This is a genomic window from Pelistega ratti (assembly GCF_009833965.1).
Classification (GTDB): Bacteria; Pseudomonadota; Gammaproteobacteria; order Burkholderiales; family Burkholderiaceae_B; genus Taylorella; species Taylorella ratti.
In genome coordinates, this window is sequence record NZ_CP047165.1 from 1532255 (window position 1) to 1548929 (window position 16675).

A 16675-nucleotide genomic window follows, 5' to 3' on the forward strand; every position below is an offset into this window, starting at 1 on the left:
GTAAAACACGTTATTTTACGCTATAAAAAGTAAGAATACAGCTTTTTAACCTAAACAACACATGAGAAAATATTATGGCAAAAGTGTAGAATAAAATACTCACTCTTTAAGAAAAGCCTACATTATAAATAAATGCGAGCATTCATCACCGTTTAGATAACACTACCAATATACAATACCCCATCATACCATTCACCTTATTATTTTTCTATTGATGTCTATTTTGAATTCAGCAGTATTATTGCAAAATCTTTATTTTTATAACGAATACTAGCATAAAGTAATCTATGATTCGTTTAAATTTATTTTGACTGATACCTAATCTGTATATAGATAAAAAAACACGCTTAATTCAAATAAGACTAAGCGTGTTTATTTTTTCTTTTATGAGGATATAAAAGACTTTTATTCAGCAGATTCTGTCACTTCAGGACGATCCACTAATTCCATATAGGCCATAGGAGCATTGTCCCCTTGACGGAAACCCATCTTAAGGATACGAGTGTAACCACCATTACGAGCTTTAAAACGAGGACCTAAATCTTCAAATAATTTAGTCACAGCATCACGATCGCGTAAGCGAGCAAATGCTAAACGTCTGTTTGCAAGAGTTGGTTCTTTTGCTAGGGTGATTAATGGTTCAACCACACGGCGCAATTCTTTAGCTTTTGGCAATGTTGTTTTGATCGCCTCATGCTGAATCAATGATACAGACATATTGCGGAACATTGCTAAACGATGACTACTTGTACGATTTAATTTACGAAGACCACTACGGTGACGCATAATAATTTCCTTTGAATCTAAATAAATGATAAGTCATAAAACCTATCGTTGTTAACCAGATCTTCTATCCATAAATATGGCGGTCCGGTGAGGATACTCATTGCTGAGTTATTAAAGGTGATGTAAAAATAATACATCACCTAAAATTCATCATTAAGGGTGCTCTAAGCCAATAGGAGGCCAGTTTTCTAGCTTCATACCTAATGATAGACCACGAGCGGTAAGCACATCTTTAATCTCATTGAGTGACTTACGACCCAAGTTAGGTGTTTTGAGTAACTCATTTTCTGTTTTCTGAATTAAGTCACCAATGTAGTAAACATTTTCAGCTTTTAAGCAGTTAGCAGAACGAACGGTTAGCTCTAAATCATCAACTGAACGCAATAATACAGGGTCAATCTGTGGTGTACCGCGAGCAGGAGTTTCATAAGATTCTGTTGCTCCTTCAAGAGCGGCAAAGACAGAAATCTGATCCATTAAAATACGAGCAGATTGACGTACTGCCTCTTCTGGAGAAATAACACCGTTTGTTTCAATATCTAATATTAATTTATCCAAATCTGTACGTTGTTCAACACGTGCATTTTCTACTTCATAGCTTACACGGCGAACTGGGCTATATGATGCATCTAAGATAATACGACCGATTGTGTGCTGACGATCTTCACGTAAAGCACGCACATTACCCGCTACATAACCACGACCTTGCTCTACTTTGATATGCATTTCTAGCTTACCATTACCTTGTAGATGAGCGATAACATGGTCAGGATTCACAATTTCTACATCATGAGGAAGTGCAATATCACTCGCTAATACAGGACCCTCACCTTCTTTATTAAGCACTAAGGTTACTTCTTCACGACCGTGTAATTTGAATACAACACCTTTTAAATTTAAAAGAATATCTACAACATCTTCCTGTACACCAGGAATAGTCGAATACTCATGCACAACACCTGTAATTTGTACTTCTGTTGGTGCAAAACCTGTCATAGAAGACAATAAGATACGGCGTAAAGCATTACCTAGGGTGTGACCAAAACCACGCTCAAAGGGTTCCATAACTACTTTGGCATGATGCTCTGTAATAGGTTGCACAGTAATTGTGCGAGGCTTTAAGAAAGCTTGTGACATTATCAATTCCTTTTCAATACCCTCGGCTCGTTACACCGATAAGGCTGATGGATAAGAAAAAAAGTAAAGTTATAAAACTTCACTCATATAAAAGAACTACTCTATTTTTCTGAAAAGTTCTATAACACTATCTTGATTTAATAGAAAGACACATAATAGGGTTAGTTATTGTATCTTTGTAGCGTATATTGGATAAACTCTTTTTAGAAAAATAGTTAAAAATCACTTATTGATAAGCAGTGACAGCGTATTATTTTAGCATAAAACTATGCTTATCTTCAAAAAATACCACTGAAAATAAGCATATTGTAATGAAAGAAAAACACAGCAAGAAAACCCCTGCTGTGTTTTGTTCTTTTAAGATTAGCGAGAATACAATTCCACAATCATTGATTCGTTAATGTCGCGAGCAACATCTGAACGATCAGGTGTTTGTTTGAAAGTACCTTCTAATTTAGAAGCATCTACTTCAACCCATTGAGGTAAGCCAATGCTTGTTGCTAATTCCATAGCTTCTTTAATACGTGCTTGACCTTTTGATTTTTCACGTACAGAAATTTTATCACCAGCTTTCACTAGGATAGATGGAATATCTGCTTTATGACCATTTAACTCAATTGCACCATGGCTCACTAATTGGCGAGCTTCTGCGCGAGTTGAACCAAACCCCATACGATACACAACGTTATCTAAGCGAGATTCTAGAAGTTGAATCAGGGTCTCGCCTGTGTTACCACGGCGACGCTCAGCTTCTGCAAAGTATTTACGGAATTGTTTTTCTAAAACACCGTACATACGTTTGAGCTTCTGTTTCTCACGTAATTGTGTACCATAGTCAGATGTACGAGCACCAGAAGTGCGACCATGCTGACCAGGTTTACTTTCAAATTTACATTTAGAATCTAAAGGACGGCGTGCGCTCTTTAGAAATAAATCAATACCTTCACGGCGTGAAAGTTTACATTTTGGACCAGTATATCGTGCCATTATGTATGTTCCCTATAAAATTAGATACGGCGGCGTTTTGGTGGGCGGCAACCGTTGTGCGGAACTGGCGTGATATCTGAAATACTTGTAATTTTGATACCAAGCGCATTCAATGCACGGATTGAAGATTCACGGCCTGGGCCTGGACCTTTTACACGTACATCAAGTGTTTTGATACCGTATTCCAATGCTACACGTCCCGCTGACTCGGCTGCAACCTGAGCTGCAAAAGGCGTCGATTTACGAGAGCCTTTGAAGCCCGCGCCACCCGACGTCGCCCATGACAAGGCATTGCCTTGACGGTCAGTAATCGTGATGATTGTGTTGTTAAAGGAAGCATGAACGTGTGCAATACCGTCTGTTACTACCTTTCTGATTTTTTTACGTGCGCGTGCTGCGCTACTAGAAGCTTTCGCCATAATTAGCTACTCCGATTATTTCTTCAATGATTGAGCTGCACGACGCGGTCCTTTACGGGTACGCGCATTCGTACGAGTGCGCTGACCGCGCACTGGCAGTCCACGTCTGTGGCGCATGCCACGATAGGTTCCCAAGTCGATTAAACGTTTAATCGAAAGTTGTACTTCGCGTCGCAAATCACCCTCGACCGTGAACGAACCCACTTGCTCACGAATTTTTTCGAGTTCTGCGTCTGTTAAATCTTTAACTTTTTTATCGAATGGTACACCTGCTGCTTCGCAAATTAAGCGAGCGCGTGGGCGACCAATACCATAAATTGCTGTTAAACCGATTTCAGCGTGCTGATGCGGCGGAATGTTAATGCCTGCGATACGGGCCATGACTGTTCCTCGTTATATCTAAAACGTAGGGGATTAACCCTGACGTTGCTTGTGTCGTGGATCTGTACAAATTACTCGTACAATTCCGTGACGTTTAATGATCTTGCAATTACGGCAGATCCTCTTAACCGATGCCATTACCTTCATTGGTAGACTCCTAATAGTTCCGCTTATTTAGAGCGGAATACGATTCTAGCACGATTTAGGTCATATGGGGTTAATTCCACAGTAACCTTATCTCCTGGAAGAATCCGAATATAATGCATACGCATCTTGCCAGAAATATGTCCAAGTACGACATGACCATTTTCTAACTTGACACGAAACGTTGCGTTTGGGAGGTTTTCAATTACCTCACCTTGCATCTGAATGACGTCGTCCTTTGCCATTGTTTATTACCTCATTGGAAGATTATTACCGCGGAAATTTACTTTCTTGAGTAATGAATCATACTGGTTCGACATCATATAGGCTTGTACTTGTGCCATAAAATCCATGGTAACTACTACAACAATGAGTAGCGAAGTACCACCGAAATAGAACGGTACATTACTCCATTGCATACGTAAGAATTCTGGTACTAAAGCTACAAGAGCCATATATATCGCACCAACTAATGTCAAACGCATTAGAATCTTATCTAAATATTTAGCAGTTTGTTGTCCTGGACGAATACCCGGAACAAAAGCACCACTTCTTTTTAGGTTATCCGCTGTTTCTCGACTATTGAAAATCAATGCCGTATAGAAAAAGCTAAAGAAGATAATTAAAGCAGTAAGTACAGTACCATAAAGCGGTTGACCAGGTTGCAATGCAGCAGATAAATCGCTTAACCAACGAATTTGGTTAGCATTAGAAAACCAATTTGCAATAGTTGCTGGGAATAAAATCACTGAAGAAGCAAAGATTGCGGGAATAACACCTGCCATATTTACTTTTAGTGGTAGATGAGAACTCTGTCCACCATAGATTTTATTGCCAACCTGACGTTTAGCATAATTGACCGTAATGCGACGTTGTCCACGTTCTACAAAAACAACCAATGCTGTAACGACAACAACTAAGGCAAAAATAACAATCGCTGCAAATGCACCAATTTGGTTTTGAGTGACCAATTCAAACATACCACCAAGGGCAGCAGGTAATCCTGCAATAATACCAGTACAGATAAGGATAGAAATACCATTACCGATACCACGTTCTGTAATTTGTTCACCCAACCACATCACAAACATTGTACCTGTCACTAATGTTACCACTGTTGTAAAAACAAACATTGGACCTGGACTAAAAATCAATCCAGGATAAGCTGACATATATGCCTGTAATGTAGATGCAATACCAAAGGCCTGTAATGAAGCTAAAACAACTGTCCCGTAGCGAGTGTACTGGGTAATCTTACGACGACCAGCCTCACCCTCTTTTTTAAGTGCTTCTAGTGATGGAACAACGGCTGCCATCATTTGCATAATAATGGATGCTGTAATATACGGCATAATCCCTAATGCAAAGACAGAGAAACGCTCTAATGCACCACCAGAGAACATGTTAAAAAAGCCTACAATCCCTTCCGCTTGTGAAGCAAAAAGTTGCTTCATCACTTCAGGGTTAATGCCTGGCACTGGAATATGCGTACCAAAACGATACACGACCAATGCCAAGAGTAGGAACACAAGACGCTGTCTTAAGTCGCTGTATTTATTACCGCCACCTTGACTTGTTGTCTGCGCTTTAGCCACATTTACCCCTTAATTTATTTAAGCAATTGAACCACCTGCTGCTTCGATTGCAGCACGTGCACCCGCAGTTGCATTGATACCTTTTAGGGTTACTTTGCGAGTAAGTTCACCTGATTTGATTACCTTAACATAGCAAACAGCTTGGGCAATCACTCCAGCTTGCTTGAGAACTTGTACGTCGATTTCTTCCGCAGTTAAACGCTCTAAATCAGACAAACGAATTTGATCGTATAAGTGTTGATTGAGTGTTGTGAAACCACGTTTTGGTAAACGACGATGTAAAGGCATTTGACCACCTTCAAAACCGACTTTATGGAAGCCGCCTGAACGTGATTTTTGACCTTTGTGACCACGACCTGCAGTTTTACCTAAACCTGAACCAATACCGCGACCAACGCGACGCTTGGCATGCTTACTACCTGCAGCTGGTGATAAAGTGTTGAGTTGCATTTCAGACATCTTTATTCCTTTAGGCTTCTGAAACTGACACGAGATAATCCACTTTACGAATCATCCCACGCACTTCAGGTGTATCGAGTAACACACGACTGCTATTAACTTTACCTAAACCTAAACCACGAATAGTGGCACGGTGATCAGATTTTGTACCAATAACAGAACGAACTAATGTTACTTTAATTTGTTTTTGTGCCATGATCTTATCCTAGGATTTCTTCAACCGTTTTACCGCGTTTTGCAGCAACCTCAGAAGGTGTCATGCAAGCGTTTAAACCGTTAAGTGTTGCACGTACTAAGTTGTATGGATTGCTAGAACCTAAGCTCTTAGCGACCACATTACGTACACCCATTACTTCAAAAATAGCACGCATTGGACCACCGGCGATTACACCAGTACCTTCAGCAGCTGGAGAAATAAGTACAGTTGATGCACCATGCTTACCAACAACAGTGTGATGTAATGTACCATTGTTTAAAGCAATTTTCTTCATACCGCGACGAGCTTGTTCCATTGCTTTTTGAACTGCAACAGGAACTTCACGTGCTTTACCTTTGCCCATGCCGATGCGACCATCGCCATCACCAACCACGGTTAACGCTGCAAAACTCATGGTGCGACCACCTTTTACTGTTTTGCTGACGCGGTTAACCGCGATCATTTTTTCACGAAAACCGTCATCGCGCTCTTGTTCAGGGGCTTGTTTTTGTGCTTTTGCCATTTGACAATCCTTCCTTAGAACTTAAGACCGGCTTCACGCGCAGCTTCAGCTAACGCTTTAACACGGCCATGATAACGGAAACCCGAACGGTCAAATGCGACCGATTCGATACCAGCTGCTTTAGCTTTTTCAGCAACACGTTTACCTACTAATGTAGCAGCAACAACATTGCCACCGTTTGTTTTGCTATCAGCTAACTCTTTGCGCACTTCTGCTTCAAGAGTAGAGGCAGCGACCAATACTTTATCGCCTTCAGGCGAAATAATGTTCGCGTAAATGTGCAGATTGGTACGGTGCACTGATAAACGGTGTACGCGTAATTGAGCAATCTTGCGGCGAGTAGCCACTGCACGACGCAAACGAGATAATTTCTTGTCCATAGTAATTCCTTGTCTGCGTTATTATTTTTTCTTAACTTCTTTGATGATAACAGTTTCATCAGAGTAGCGAACGCCTTTACCTTTATAAGGCTCTGGTGGACGATATGCGCGAATTTTCGCTGCAACTTGACCTACCGCTTGTTTGTCATAGCCTTTGAGAACAATCTCAGTTTGGCTTGGACATTCTGCTTTTACGCCTTTTGGTAATGGATGAACCACATCATGTGAGAAGCCTAACTCTAGTTTTAATGCTTCGCCTTGTACTGCAGCACGGTAACCCACGCCAACAAGTGTTAAACGACGCTCAAAACCTTTGCTCACGCCAACAACCATGTTGTTAACAAGAGCACGTAGAGTGCCAGACATCGCTTTAGCATGACGAGAGTCATTAGCAACAGCAAAGCTTACTTTACCATCATCTAATGTAACTGCAACATCACCTGTTAAAGCTTGATTTAATTCACCTAATGGACCTTTTACATTGATGTTATCAGCAGCAATTTTGACTTCAACACCACTAGGTACAATAACTGGATTCTTAGCAATACGTGACATATTTCTTCTCCTTATGCCACATAGCATAGTACTTCACCACCTACGCCAACTGAACGTGCTTTACGATCAGTCATAACACCGCGTGAGGTAGATACGATTGCTACACCAAGACCATTCATTACTTGAGGGATACTTGCACGACCTTTGTAAATACGTAAACCAGGACGTGATACGCGTTCAATACGCTCAATCACAGGTTGGTTATTGTAGTATTTAAGTTCGATTTCAAGTTCTGGTTTAGCCTTGTCACCTTTAACTTGGAAGTTTTCGATATAGCCTTCTTCTTTCAGCACAGTAGCGATAGCTACTTTAAGCTTTGAGGACGGCATAGATACAGAAACCTTCTCGACTTGTTGACCATTACGGATACGAGTCAACATGTCTGCGATTGGATCGCTCATGCTCATAATTCTTTCTCCTACCAGCTTGCTTTCGTCATTCCAGGCACTTCACCACGCATTGCCATTTCGCGTAGTTTGTGACGAGTAAGACCAAATTTGCTGAAAACGCCACGAGGACGGCCAGTGATTACACAACGATTACGTACGCGTGTTGGATTTGCATTGCGTGGTAATTGTTGTAACTTCAAGCGCGCTTGATAACGCTCTTCATCTGATTTTGATTGATCGTTGATAATCGCTACAAGTGCTGCACGTTTAGCAGAGAATTTTTCTACTAATTTAGCACGTTTGATATCACGATTGATGAGTGATAATTTTGCCACGTCATCGCCCCTTAATTACGAAACGGGAAACCAAACGCTTTTAATAACGCTTTAGCTTCATCGTCAGTCTTAGCAGTTGTTGTGATGCTAATGTTTAAACCACGTAATGCATCAATTTTGTCGTACTCAATTTCAGGGAAAATGATTTGCTCTTTAACCCCTACATTGTAGTTACCACGACCATCGAATGCACGACCAGAAATACCACGGAAGTCACGTACACGTGGTAATGCGATAGTGATTAAACGATCTAAGAACTCATACATACGTTGACCGCGTAGAGTTACCATACAACCGATAGGATAGTTTTCACGAATTTTAAAACCCGCAATCGCTTTGCGTGTTTTAGTGATTACTGGTTTTTGACCTGCAATTTTGGTTAAATCAGAAACAGCGTGTTCGATAACTTTTTTATCAGCTACTGCTTCAGACACACCCATATTTAAAGTGATTTTGGTAATGCGAGGCACTTCCATATCACTAGAGTAACCAAATTGTTGTTTGATTTCACCAGCAATTTTATTGTTGTATAAATCTTGTAAACGAGCCATTGTTACGTTGCTCCTTAAGCTTTAACGCCAACGACTTCACCGTTGGAGCGATAAACACGAACTTTATGACCGTCAACTTCTTTGATACCTACACGATCAGCTTTACCTGTCGCTGGATTGAAGATTGCCACGTTAGAGATATGGATAGGCATAGCCTTATCAACGATACCCCCTTGTGTACCAGCCATTGGATTTGGTTTCTGATGTTTTTTAGCAACATTCACGCCTTCCACGATTACGTGATCAGCATCAACTCGTGCTAAAACAACACCACGACGTTTTTTGTCGCGACCAGTAATAACGATAACTTCGTCACCTTTACGAATTTTATTCATTGCCTGCCCCTTAGATTACTTCTGGTGCCAATGAAACGATCTTCATAAAGCGCTCAGTACGTAATTCACGTGTTACTGGCCCGAAGATACGAGTACCAATTGGCTCTAATTTAGCATTAAGCAATACAGCTGCATTACCACCGAAGCGGATTAATGAGCCATCTTTACGGCGAACACCTTTCGCAGTACGCACTACTACTGCATTGTAAACTTCGCCTTTTTTGACGCGACCGCGCGGTGATGCATCTTTGACACTTACTTTGATAATGTCACCGATAGCAGCATAACGGCGCTTAGAACCGCCAAGCACTTTAATGCACATTACTCGGCGTGCACCAGTGTTGTCAGCCACGTCTAGCGTGCTTTGCATTTGGATCATGATTATTCCTGTTCCAACTTAGTTACATTAATGACTCAAAATGAGCCATTTCCCATTAAGACATATAACCAGTTTTGGGCCCGTATAAGCCAAGTTTAGCCTGTAAAAAAGCCTCACCCAGCTTTGGGATTGATTCTGTTTATTTACCTTCACTTCTTTTTTGACAAGTGAAGACTAGCATTCTATCCTTTTTTTCTAAGTTATTCAAGCCCTTACTCCATATTTTTAAAAAAACGTATAAAAAGCAACACTATTTAATACGTTTTAAATCAATCAATACATCTTTCTTTTAATAAAAATGACATATTCATTCATATATTCTTTGTTATTCACTATTTTTGTCTCTTTCATGCAAATGAATATATCGCCACTAAACATAAATTTTTTGATAACTACTCTCAAAATATAAATAGTAGATTTACCACGATCATATTTTCTATTAAGTGAAAATAAGGCTTATCCTCAAAAAGAAAGGCGGATTATTTTATTCCGCCCTCTTTTATTCTAAATGGAGATAAGAACAACTTATTTAGAACTATTCTTTGATAAGTTCCCCTTGCTGTAGTCCCACGGGGATAATCGTACCCTTATATTTTTCTTCAATGAATTGAACAGTAGCTGGACTATGCCATTCTTTCATTAATTTAGCGACTAAAGGTGAATCCTGATACGCTGGATCAGTTGCGCATAAATTAGCATACAATGAACCTGCATCCTCTAAGACTAAAGCATCCTTTTTAGGGTTAAGTTTAGCTTCTAAGGCATAATTTGTATTGATAACCGCCAAATCGACATCATCAACAACACGGGGTAATGTTGCCGCCTCTAACTCTTTAAAGACCAATTTTTTAGGATTTTCTGTAATATCTAAAACAGTTGCGGTAATATCGGTTGGGTCTTTTAGTTTAATTAAACCTCCTTTTTCTAATAGCAATAAAGCACGGGTACTATTAGTCGTATCATTTGGTATCGCGACAGAAGCACCCTCAGGTAAATCAGATAGTGTTTTCACCTTATGTGAATACGCTCCTAATGGCGGTACATAAACATAACCTACTGGCACAAGTTTAGCCCCTGTTTGTTTATTAAAAGTATCTAAATGAGGTTTATGCTGGAAGCAATTCATCATAATATTTTTCTGAGCGACCTGTTGATTAGGTTGAATATAATCCGTAAAAACAACAACCTCTAAATCAACACCTTCTTTAGCAAGTGCTGGTTTCATAAACTCTAAAATTTCAGCAGCAGGTACTGGCGTAGCCGCTACACTTAGTTTTTCACCCGCAAAAACGGCTTGCATACACCCTAATGCTACAAGAGCAGATACAAATAATTTTTTGTTATACATATAACTTCCTTTATATAAAATATGCTATATATAAGAGCATAACAAAATCTTTCTTTATCACACTATACTTTTTAGTGATAAGCATATAACTAATCCAAATTATGCATTGACATTAATTTTCACTTACTCTTACAATGGCTAATGACTATTGATTATCTTAAAAGGTCTATTCTCCATCTATATTATGAGTACCTCTAAACACCAACTTCCCTCTACCCCTTGGTCTGCTCAATCACACTGGAAACCCTCTTGGCTTTCACTTTGTGTTCTTATTCCTTCACTATTTTTATTTGGTGTCGGCGAAGGCTTACTCGTTAATGCTAGCTTAGGCTCTGCACCATGGGCTGTACTTGCACAAGGCATATCACTCAAAACGGGTAGTAATATCGGGTGGGTTACGTTAGGGATTAGTATTATCGTTATGTTAGGTTGGATACCCCTAAAACAAAAACCCGGTCTTGGTACTATCCTTAATATGACATTAATTGCACTCGGTCTGGGCTTAACAGTTCACTATCTACCCATACCAGAATCGCTTACACTTCGTCTATTATCCATTATTTTCGCTATTGTACTCATTGGGGTTTGCTCATCTTTTTACCTTACCTGCAAAATGGGTTCTGGCCCAAGAGATGGATTAATGGTAGGTATTTTTCAAAATACAGGCTGGAAAATAGGTAAAATCCGTATTTGTATTGAAATTATTGTTTGCCTTCTAGGTTGGCTACTAGGGGGGATTATTGGTATAGGCACGCTATTATTTGCCTTTGGTGTAGGCTGGGTTATTCAATTTTGCCTATCTTTAATGGCTAAGTATTACTAGACTTAACCCTCTTTATAAATCGTTTATGGTATTCGTTTCACTAAACCATTCTTTTATACATCAATCCATTTTATTATTTGAGGAGAGAAAATGAACGCTGTTGTTATTGCAGTTGTTGTCATGCTGGTACTATCACTGGCACGTATGCATGTTGTTCTTAGTTTAATTTTAGGGGCTATTGCTGGTGGTTTATCAGCTGGTTTAGGAATAGAAGTAACTATGCAAGCCTTTAAAACTGGGCTTTCTAACGGCGCAGAAACCGCTTTAAACTATGCATTACTGGGTGCTTTTGCAGTGGCTATTGCTCACTCTGGCTTACCCCAAATGCTTGCCAATGCCATTATTTCTCGGTTAAACAATACGAATAAAAAGGGTGCTACGATTAAATGGGGAATTTTAGGTTTAATTCTTATCATGAGTGTGATGAGTCAAAATATTATCCCTATTCATATTGCTTTTATTCCCCTTATTATCCCACCACTTTTATTAGTATTTAATCGTATGCAAGTGGATCGCCGTCTCCTCGGTTGTATTATGACCTTTGGTTTAGTGACAACCTATATGTGGGTACCTTATGGTTTTGGTGAAATTTTCCTTGAAAAAATCCTACTGGCTAATATTAGTAAAGAAGGTCTTAATATTGATAATATCAATATCTTTAGTGTTATGAGTATCCCTGCCCTTGGTATGATTGCTGGGTTATTGATTGCCGTTTTTATTAGTTACCGTAAACCTCGCCAATATACGACAACCGATATTGATATTGAAAATAATGAAAAGGGAAATCAACCTGTTGTATCACGCTATCGTAGCTTTGTGGCACTCTTTGCTATTATTGTCTCTTTTGGTGTTCAGCTAGCCACCGACTCTCTATTACTCGGCGCAATGATTGGTTTTGCCGTCTTTATGGCACTAGGTGTTGTTCGATTAAAAGAAGCTGATAATGTTTTTAATGATGGCATCAAAATGATGGCAATGATTGGTTTTATTATGATTTCTGCACAAGGTTTTGCCGAAGTGATGAAAGCAACGGGTGAAATTGAACCTCTTGTCAAAGCCTCTACCTCCTTATTTGGTGACAGCAAGGGGATTGCTGCATTTGCTATGCTATTAGTCGGTTTACTCGTCACAATGGGGATTGGCAGTTCTTTCTCAACCCTACCTATTATTGCCAGTATTTATGTTCCTCTTTGCATACAGATGGGGTTTTCGCCTGCCGCTACAGTGGCATTAATTGGAACAGCAGGCGCTTTAGGTGATGCAGGCTCTCCTGCCTCTGACTCTACCTTAGGCCCTACAGCGGGTCTGAATGTTGATGGTCAGCACGATCATATTCGTGATACCGTTATCCCTACCTTTCTTCACTATAATATTCCGCTTATGATCTCGGGTTGGGTAGCAGCTATGCTATTATAATAATTATTTTCTATTTTTTATATTTAGTAAAATATTAACCATTTGCTCTTTTTAATGCTCTGCTATATCCTTTTATAGCAGAGTTTTTTTTATGTTGTTTTTATGATGAATAATATTGCTACACTTAATATCCACGCTCTATTCATGGGTATTTTGAGCGAGATAGATAAGTTTGTTTTTTAAAGGTTTTTCTCTACTATATGCCCTCATTAAAAATAGCTATTTTGCCTATTAAAAAAAGCTACGGTCAAAATCTTGACTTTTATCATTTGATTCTATGATAATTGCGTTTACATTATCCCAAACATAAAACACATTCTTTCTTTTCCTTACTTAGAGGAGTAAATTTAAAATGAGCAAAAAGTTTGTCGTATCCGCAATTTGTGCGGCTTTATTAGGTGCTAGTGCTTATGCAGCAGACCCTGTTGTGTCAACTACTGGTGGTTTACCTGGTTATGAAGTTATCAAAGCTTCTGATGAAATCGCTAAATTACCTCGTGTTAAACAAACATTAGTAGCACCTCCTAATGTGCCTGAGCATACTTTAGAAGCACCAGCAACACCACGTGTCGTTGAAGTTGAAATGTTTATCGAAGAAAAAGAAATCGAGGTAGAACCTGGTGTCTTTATGTGGGCATTTACTTTCAACGGTTCTGTTCCTGGTCCACTAATTGTTGTACATGAAGGGGATTATGTAGAACTAACACTTAAAAACCTTTCAAAAAATGTTCTCGTTCATAACATTGACTTCCATGCCTCTACTGGTGCATTAGGTGGTGGCGAATTAACTCACGTTGCTCCTGGTGAAGAAGTTAAACTTCGTTGGAAAGCGATCAAACCGGGCGTTCATATTTACCACTGCGCTCCTGGCGGTGCAATGATTCCTTGGCACGTTGTTCACGGTATGAATGGTGCAGTTGTTGTTCTACCTAAAGATGGTCTAAAAGACAAAAACGGTAATAAACTCACTTATGATAAAGCGATTTATATTGGTGAGCAAGACTTCTACATTCCAAAAGATGAAAACGGTAACTACAAACGTTATGCAAATGCCGCTGAATCTTATGCAGATGACAAAAAAGTCATGGATGGTCTTATCCCAACACATATCGTTTTCGGTGAACGCAAAGGTCATTACACAGGCGATAACTCTCCAACCGCTAAAGTTGGCGAAACATTAATGATTTATCACTCTCAAGCTAACCGCTTTACTTACCCACACCTTATCGGTGGTCATGGTGAGTATGTTTGGGAACGTGGTAACTTAGCTGATGTTCCTGCACAAGACCTTGAAACTTGGTCAATTGCAGCAGGTTCTGCTGGTGCAGCAATGTACACCTTCAAACAACCAGGTACTTATGTTTACTTAAATCATAACTTAATTGAAGCACTTAACTTAGGTGCACTAGCAACAATTAAAGTAGATGGTAAATGGGATAATAACTTAATGGAACAATTAGTAGCTCCACGTAAGTTCAAAGAATAATCCACGATACCTTACATTCTTTTTACCTCGGCTACTAGTCAGATATGGTTAGTAGCCGCTTTTTTCATAAGGAGACTATTATTATGTTTACTCGTATCATCTCACACTTTGTTTTGGCTTTCCTTGTTAGCTTAATGGCATTAGGTCAAGCGGCTTATGCTCGCTCCATTTCCTTTAATCTAGAAGACAACAAAGGCAAGGTGACAGAGAAAAGTTATCCCGGTAAATATCTATTAGTCTCTATCGGCTATTCATCATGCCCAGATATTTGCCCAACCACATTATCTGAATATGCCTTAACATTAGAAAACCTCAAAAATCCAGAAGCAATTGCACCTATCTTTGTTTCTATTGATCCTGTACACGATACACCTGAAATTTTACACACCTATGTAACACAGTTTGATGAGCGTATTATCGGTTTATCGGGTGATTTACCTCGTATCAAAGCATTAACGGATCAATTAGGCGCATCTTTTGGTTATCGTTTAGATGGTAAACGCATAGAAGTACCCCAAAAAGGCACTGACTATACCGTTTATCACTCATCGCTTATCTATCTTATTAATCCAGAGCATCAATTACTAGATGTATTTGATTATCAAATTGGTGCAGAAGATCTTGCTCAGTCGATTGATGCTATCTTAGCCAAAGAGTCTACTCAGCAAAAAACACAATAAACATACATTTCGGTATAAAGAGTTACATGGTACAAGTGACTCTTTATGCTTACTCTTAACAGAAAGAGACTATCATTATCTTAAAGCCACTATCCGTCTATCAATGACATGGTTTTAAATCTCAAAGGAAATTTTGATGAAAAGACGAGATTTTTTATCGCTCGCCACTGCTACAGGTATCAGCTCATCGTTGCCTTTTCTTTCAGCAAAGGCGGCAAATAATAACTCACCAGTTAATGGGGCTACTCAATCACTCTATGCCCCTACCCGTTATCTATTTATTGCTGATATTAGTACATACTACATCTCTGTCTATGATACCGTTACGATGGAGCAAGTTGCTCATCTTAATTTTAATATTAAACCAAAAGTAATGGAAATAGCCCGTGATGATAGTATGCTAGCATTCGGCAATCCTGAGGTTTCCTCTCTCTATTTATACAATCTTATTTCACGAGAGATTAAAGTTATTGATATGCCCTCCCCTGTTTATCAAATTTTCTTTGTTCCTCAGTCCAAATTACTCGCCGTTGGTTTACGAGATCAAGTTGGTATGGTCAATTACGATACAGGAGAAGTCACTATTTTCCCTGAAAAATTTGATTCTCCACAACGTGAAACGGTTCTCTATGCCTACTATACCTTACTCTTTAGCTCTTTCAGCCAATCTTTTTGGGTATTAGATAAAACCAAACCCGTCATCTACCGCAAACATGGGTATGATCCCATCAAAAAACCTTGGGAAGTGTTAGATTTTACAAAACGTATTCGTCCTACCGTTGGTTTTGATAAAGGGGTTGCAAGTCCCGAAGACTATATGGTGGCATTTAATACGCTCGATGGCTCTGAGGGTTTATTATATTTCCCTGAAACAGATAAACTACTCAGTACAGGTCCTATGTACACGGCAGGAACAACCTATCGCCCAATGGTTTCCCCTTATATTGATGCCTATTCTCAACGCGTATTATTCTCAGACGTATCAGGACATCTCGCTTACTTTAACCTTGAACAAGGTGATGAAAAACCGATTCGTTATGAAGTCGATTTTTCTCCTCGTATTATTCGTAGCGGTTGGTTAGAAAGTACATGGGTTATTGGTGGTGATAAGGGGCTTATGTTCCAATCATTTGATAATCCTGATGATCATAAGATCTACCGTTTCCCCTACGAAGTTGTTGATATGTGGGTAACAGGTGATAGCAAAACCCTCTATATGACCCTTGATGAAGGTCCTCCACAAATCTTCCGTTACGATATTCGTACACGAGAAATGTTAGATCCTATTCGCATCAAAGGTGTTGTGATGGGTGGCTTACTCCGCATGGGAAGTAATAATAGTATCTGTTATTAATAGCGTTTAATTCATCC

Annotated in this window: 24 protein-coding genes; 5 read left to right on the forward strand and 19 right to left on the reverse strand. The window is 39.4% G+C overall.

Going from position 1 to position 16675, the window contains the following annotated elements; all coding sequences use genetic code 11:
- Positions 1-405: 405 nt before the first annotated feature.
- From rplQ to F9B76_RS06710, 19 genes are all read right to left on the reverse strand, one after another.
- A complete protein-coding gene (gene rplQ, locus F9B76_RS06620; RefSeq protein WP_159991402.1) occupies positions 406-786 on the reverse strand; it encodes a 50S ribosomal protein L17 in 381 nt (126 codons plus the stop codon).
- A gap of 153 nt (positions 787-939) precedes the next feature.
- On the reverse strand, positions 940-1926 hold the full coding sequence (locus tag F9B76_RS06625; protein ID WP_159992140.1) for a DNA-directed RNA polymerase subunit alpha: 987 nt from the start codon (positions 1924-1926) through the stop codon (positions 940-942).
- Positions 1927-2286: 360 nt separating this feature from the next.
- On the reverse strand, positions 2287-2910 hold the full coding sequence (gene rpsD, locus F9B76_RS06630; protein ID WP_159991403.1) for a 30S ribosomal protein S4: 624 nt from the start codon (positions 2908-2910) through the stop codon (positions 2287-2289).
- Between the two features lie 20 nt (positions 2911-2930).
- Positions 2931-3329 (reverse strand): 30S ribosomal protein S11, encoded by a 399-nt coding sequence (rpsK, locus tag F9B76_RS06635; RefSeq protein ID WP_023949353.1) that lies wholly within the window; start codon positions 3327-3329, stop codon positions 2931-2933.
- A 15-nt stretch (positions 3330-3344) separates the two neighbouring features.
- On the reverse strand, positions 3345-3710 hold the full coding sequence (gene rpsM, locus F9B76_RS06640) for a 30S ribosomal protein S13 (RefSeq protein ID WP_159991404.1): 366 nt from the start codon (positions 3708-3710) through the stop codon (positions 3345-3347).
- A gap of 33 nt (positions 3711-3743) precedes the next feature.
- The gene (gene rpmJ, locus F9B76_RS06645) at positions 3744-3857 is read right to left on the reverse strand and encodes a 50S ribosomal protein L36 (protein ID WP_159991405.1); all 114 of its coding nucleotides are present in this window, start codon (positions 3855-3857) and stop codon (positions 3744-3746) included.
- Between the two features lie 23 nt (positions 3858-3880).
- Positions 3881-4099 (reverse strand): translation initiation factor IF-1, encoded by a 219-nt coding sequence (gene infA, locus F9B76_RS06650; RefSeq protein WP_159991406.1) that lies wholly within the window; start codon positions 4097-4099, stop codon positions 3881-3883.
- Positions 4100-4105: 6 nt separating this feature from the next.
- Positions 4106-5449, reverse strand: a complete 1344-nt coding sequence (secY, locus tag F9B76_RS06655) for a preprotein translocase subunit SecY (protein ID WP_159991407.1) — start codon at positions 5447-5449, stop codon at positions 4106-4108.
- Positions 5450-5467: 18 nt separating this feature from the next.
- On the reverse strand, positions 5468-5908 hold the full coding sequence (gene rplO / locus F9B76_RS06660) for a 50S ribosomal protein L15 (RefSeq protein WP_159991408.1): 441 nt from the start codon (positions 5906-5908) through the stop codon (positions 5468-5470).
- Positions 5909-5918: 10 nt separating this feature from the next.
- The gene (rpmD, locus tag F9B76_RS06665; protein ID WP_159991409.1) at positions 5919-6104 is read right to left on the reverse strand and encodes a 50S ribosomal protein L30; all 186 of its coding nucleotides are present in this window, start codon (positions 6102-6104) and stop codon (positions 5919-5921) included.
- 4 nt (positions 6105-6108) lie between these two features.
- Positions 6109-6627, reverse strand: coding sequence for a 30S ribosomal protein S5 (gene rpsE, locus F9B76_RS06670; protein WP_159991410.1), 519 nt, complete (start codon positions 6625-6627; stop codon positions 6109-6111).
- Between the two features lie 14 nt (positions 6628-6641).
- The gene (rplR, locus tag F9B76_RS06675; RefSeq protein ID WP_159991411.1) at positions 6642-7007 is read right to left on the reverse strand and encodes a 50S ribosomal protein L18; all 366 of its coding nucleotides are present in this window, start codon (positions 7005-7007) and stop codon (positions 6642-6644) included.
- Between the two features lie 21 nt (positions 7008-7028).
- Positions 7029-7562, reverse strand: coding sequence for a 50S ribosomal protein L6 (gene rplF / locus F9B76_RS06680; RefSeq protein WP_159991412.1), 534 nt, complete (start codon positions 7560-7562; stop codon positions 7029-7031).
- An 11-nt stretch (positions 7563-7573) separates the two neighbouring features.
- Positions 7574-7969 carry a 30S ribosomal protein S8 gene (rpsH, locus tag F9B76_RS06685; protein WP_159991413.1) on the reverse strand — a complete coding sequence of 132 codons (396 nt, stop codon included), beginning with the start codon at positions 7967-7969 and terminating at the stop codon, positions 7574-7576.
- An 11-nt stretch (positions 7970-7980) separates the two neighbouring features.
- Positions 7981-8286 carry a 30S ribosomal protein S14 gene (rpsN, locus tag F9B76_RS06690; protein WP_023949373.1) on the reverse strand — a complete coding sequence of 102 codons (306 nt, stop codon included), beginning with the start codon at positions 8284-8286 and terminating at the stop codon, positions 7981-7983.
- Positions 8287-8297: 11 nt separating this feature from the next.
- Entirely contained in the window at positions 8298-8837 is a 540-nt protein-coding gene (rplE, locus tag F9B76_RS06695) for a 50S ribosomal protein L5 (RefSeq protein WP_159991414.1), read from the reverse strand.
- A 14-nt stretch (positions 8838-8851) separates the two neighbouring features.
- Positions 8852-9172: a 50S ribosomal protein L24 gene (gene rplX / locus F9B76_RS06700; RefSeq protein WP_159991415.1), complete on the reverse strand. Its 321-nt coding sequence runs from the start codon at positions 9170-9172 to the stop codon at positions 8852-8854.
- Between the two features lie 10 nt (positions 9173-9182).
- Positions 9183-9551: a 50S ribosomal protein L14 gene (gene rplN / locus F9B76_RS06705; RefSeq protein WP_159991416.1), complete on the reverse strand. Its 369-nt coding sequence runs from the start codon at positions 9549-9551 to the stop codon at positions 9183-9185.
- A gap of 535 nt (positions 9552-10086) precedes the next feature.
- A complete protein-coding gene (locus F9B76_RS06710) occupies positions 10087-10899 on the reverse strand; it encodes a MetQ/NlpA family ABC transporter substrate-binding protein (protein ID WP_159991417.1) in 813 nt (270 codons plus the stop codon).
- A 184-nt stretch (positions 10900-11083) separates the two neighbouring features.
- On the opposite strand from F9B76_RS06710, the gene yczE reads away from it, so the two are divergent.
- The 5 genes from yczE (at position 11084) to F9B76_RS06735 (ending at position 16658) form a co-directional block, all read left to right on the forward strand.
- Positions 11084-11722: a membrane protein YczE gene (gene yczE / locus F9B76_RS06715; protein WP_159991418.1), complete on the forward strand. Its 639-nt coding sequence runs from the start codon at positions 11084-11086 to the stop codon at positions 11720-11722.
- 90 nt (positions 11723-11812) lie between these two features.
- Positions 11813-13138, forward strand: coding sequence for a Na+/H+ antiporter family protein (locus F9B76_RS06720; RefSeq protein ID WP_159991419.1), 1326 nt, complete (start codon positions 11813-11815; stop codon positions 13136-13138).
- A 352-nt stretch (positions 13139-13490) separates the two neighbouring features.
- Entirely contained in the window at positions 13491-14624 is a 1134-nt protein-coding gene (gene nirK / locus F9B76_RS06725) for a copper-containing nitrite reductase (protein ID WP_159991420.1), read from the forward strand.
- An 83-nt stretch (positions 14625-14707) separates the two neighbouring features.
- Positions 14708-15304: an SCO family protein gene (locus tag F9B76_RS06730; RefSeq protein ID WP_159991421.1), complete on the forward strand. Its 597-nt coding sequence runs from the start codon at positions 14708-14710 to the stop codon at positions 15302-15304.
- 136 nt (positions 15305-15440) lie between these two features.
- Positions 15441-16658 carry a YncE family protein gene (locus tag F9B76_RS06735; RefSeq protein ID WP_159991422.1) on the forward strand — a complete coding sequence of 406 codons (1218 nt, stop codon included), beginning with the start codon at positions 15441-15443 and terminating at the stop codon, positions 16656-16658.
- Positions 16659-16675 lie beyond the last annotated feature (17 nt).

Excerpts from the sequence above, each read along its gene's own strand:
- rplE (WP_159991414.1), bottom strand. The coding sequence starts at position 8,837 with ATGGCTCGTTTACAAGATTTATACAACAATAAAATTGCTGGTGAAATC.
- rplQ (WP_159991402.1), bottom strand. The coding sequence starts at position 786 with ATGCGTCACCGTAGTGGTCTTCGTAAATTAAATCGTACAAGTAGTCAT.
- rpsK (WP_023949353.1), bottom strand. The coding sequence starts at position 3,329 with ATGGCGAAAGCTTCTAGTAGCGCAGCACGCGCACGTAAAAAAATCAGA.
- nirK (WP_159991420.1), top strand. The coding sequence starts at position 13,491 with ATGAGCAAAAAGTTTGTCGTATCCGCAATTTGTGCGGCTTTATTAGGT.
- rpmJ (WP_159991405.1), bottom strand. The coding sequence starts at position 3,857 with ATGAAGGTAATGGCATCGGTTAAGAGGATCTGCCGTAATTGCAAGATC.
- infA (WP_159991406.1), bottom strand. The coding sequence starts at position 4,099 with ATGGCAAAGGACGACGTCATTCAGATGCAAGGTGAGGTAATTGAAAAC.
- F9B76_RS06735 (WP_159991422.1), top strand. The coding sequence starts at position 15,441 with ATGAAAAGACGAGATTTTTTATCGCTCGCCACTGCTACAGGTATCAGC.
- rplR (WP_159991411.1), bottom strand. The coding sequence starts at position 7,007 with ATGGACAAGAAATTATCTCGTTTGCGTCGTGCAGTGGCTACTCGCCGC.
- rpsH (WP_159991413.1), bottom strand. The coding sequence starts at position 7,969 with ATGAGCATGAGCGATCCAATCGCAGACATGTTGACTCGTATCCGTAAT.
- rplF (WP_159991412.1), bottom strand. The coding sequence starts at position 7,562 with ATGTCACGTATTGCTAAGAATCCAGTTATTGTACCTAGTGGTGTTGAA.
- rplN (WP_159991416.1), bottom strand. The coding sequence starts at position 9,551 with ATGATCCAAATGCAAAGCACGCTAGACGTGGCTGACAACACTGGTGCA.
- yczE (WP_159991418.1), top strand. The coding sequence starts at position 11,084 with ATGAGTACCTCTAAACACCAACTTCCCTCTACCCCTTGGTCTGCTCAA.
- rpsE (WP_159991410.1), bottom strand. The coding sequence starts at position 6,627 with ATGGCAAAAGCACAAAAACAAGCCCCTGAACAAGAGCGCGATGACGGT.
- rpmD (WP_159991409.1), bottom strand. The coding sequence starts at position 6,104 with ATGGCACAAAAACAAATTAAAGTAACATTAGTTCGTTCTGTTATTGGT.
- F9B76_RS06710 (WP_159991417.1), bottom strand. The coding sequence starts at position 10,899 with ATGTATAACAAAAAATTATTTGTATCTGCTCTTGTAGCATTAGGGTGT.
- F9B76_RS06720 (WP_159991419.1), top strand. The coding sequence starts at position 11,813 with ATGAACGCTGTTGTTATTGCAGTTGTTGTCATGCTGGTACTATCACTG.
- rpsM (WP_159991404.1), bottom strand. The coding sequence starts at position 3,710 with ATGGCCCGTATCGCAGGCATTAACATTCCGCCGCATCAGCACGCTGAA.
- rplO (WP_159991408.1), bottom strand. The coding sequence starts at position 5,908 with ATGTCTGAAATGCAACTCAACACTTTATCACCAGCTGCAGGTAGTAAG.
- F9B76_RS06730 (WP_159991421.1), top strand. The coding sequence starts at position 14,708 with ATGTTTACTCGTATCATCTCACACTTTGTTTTGGCTTTCCTTGTTAGC.
- rplX (WP_159991415.1), bottom strand. The coding sequence starts at position 9,172 with ATGAATAAAATTCGTAAAGGTGACGAAGTTATCGTTATTACTGGTCGC.
- rpsD (WP_159991403.1), bottom strand. The coding sequence starts at position 2,910 with ATGGCACGATATACTGGTCCAAAATGTAAACTTTCACGCCGTGAAGGT.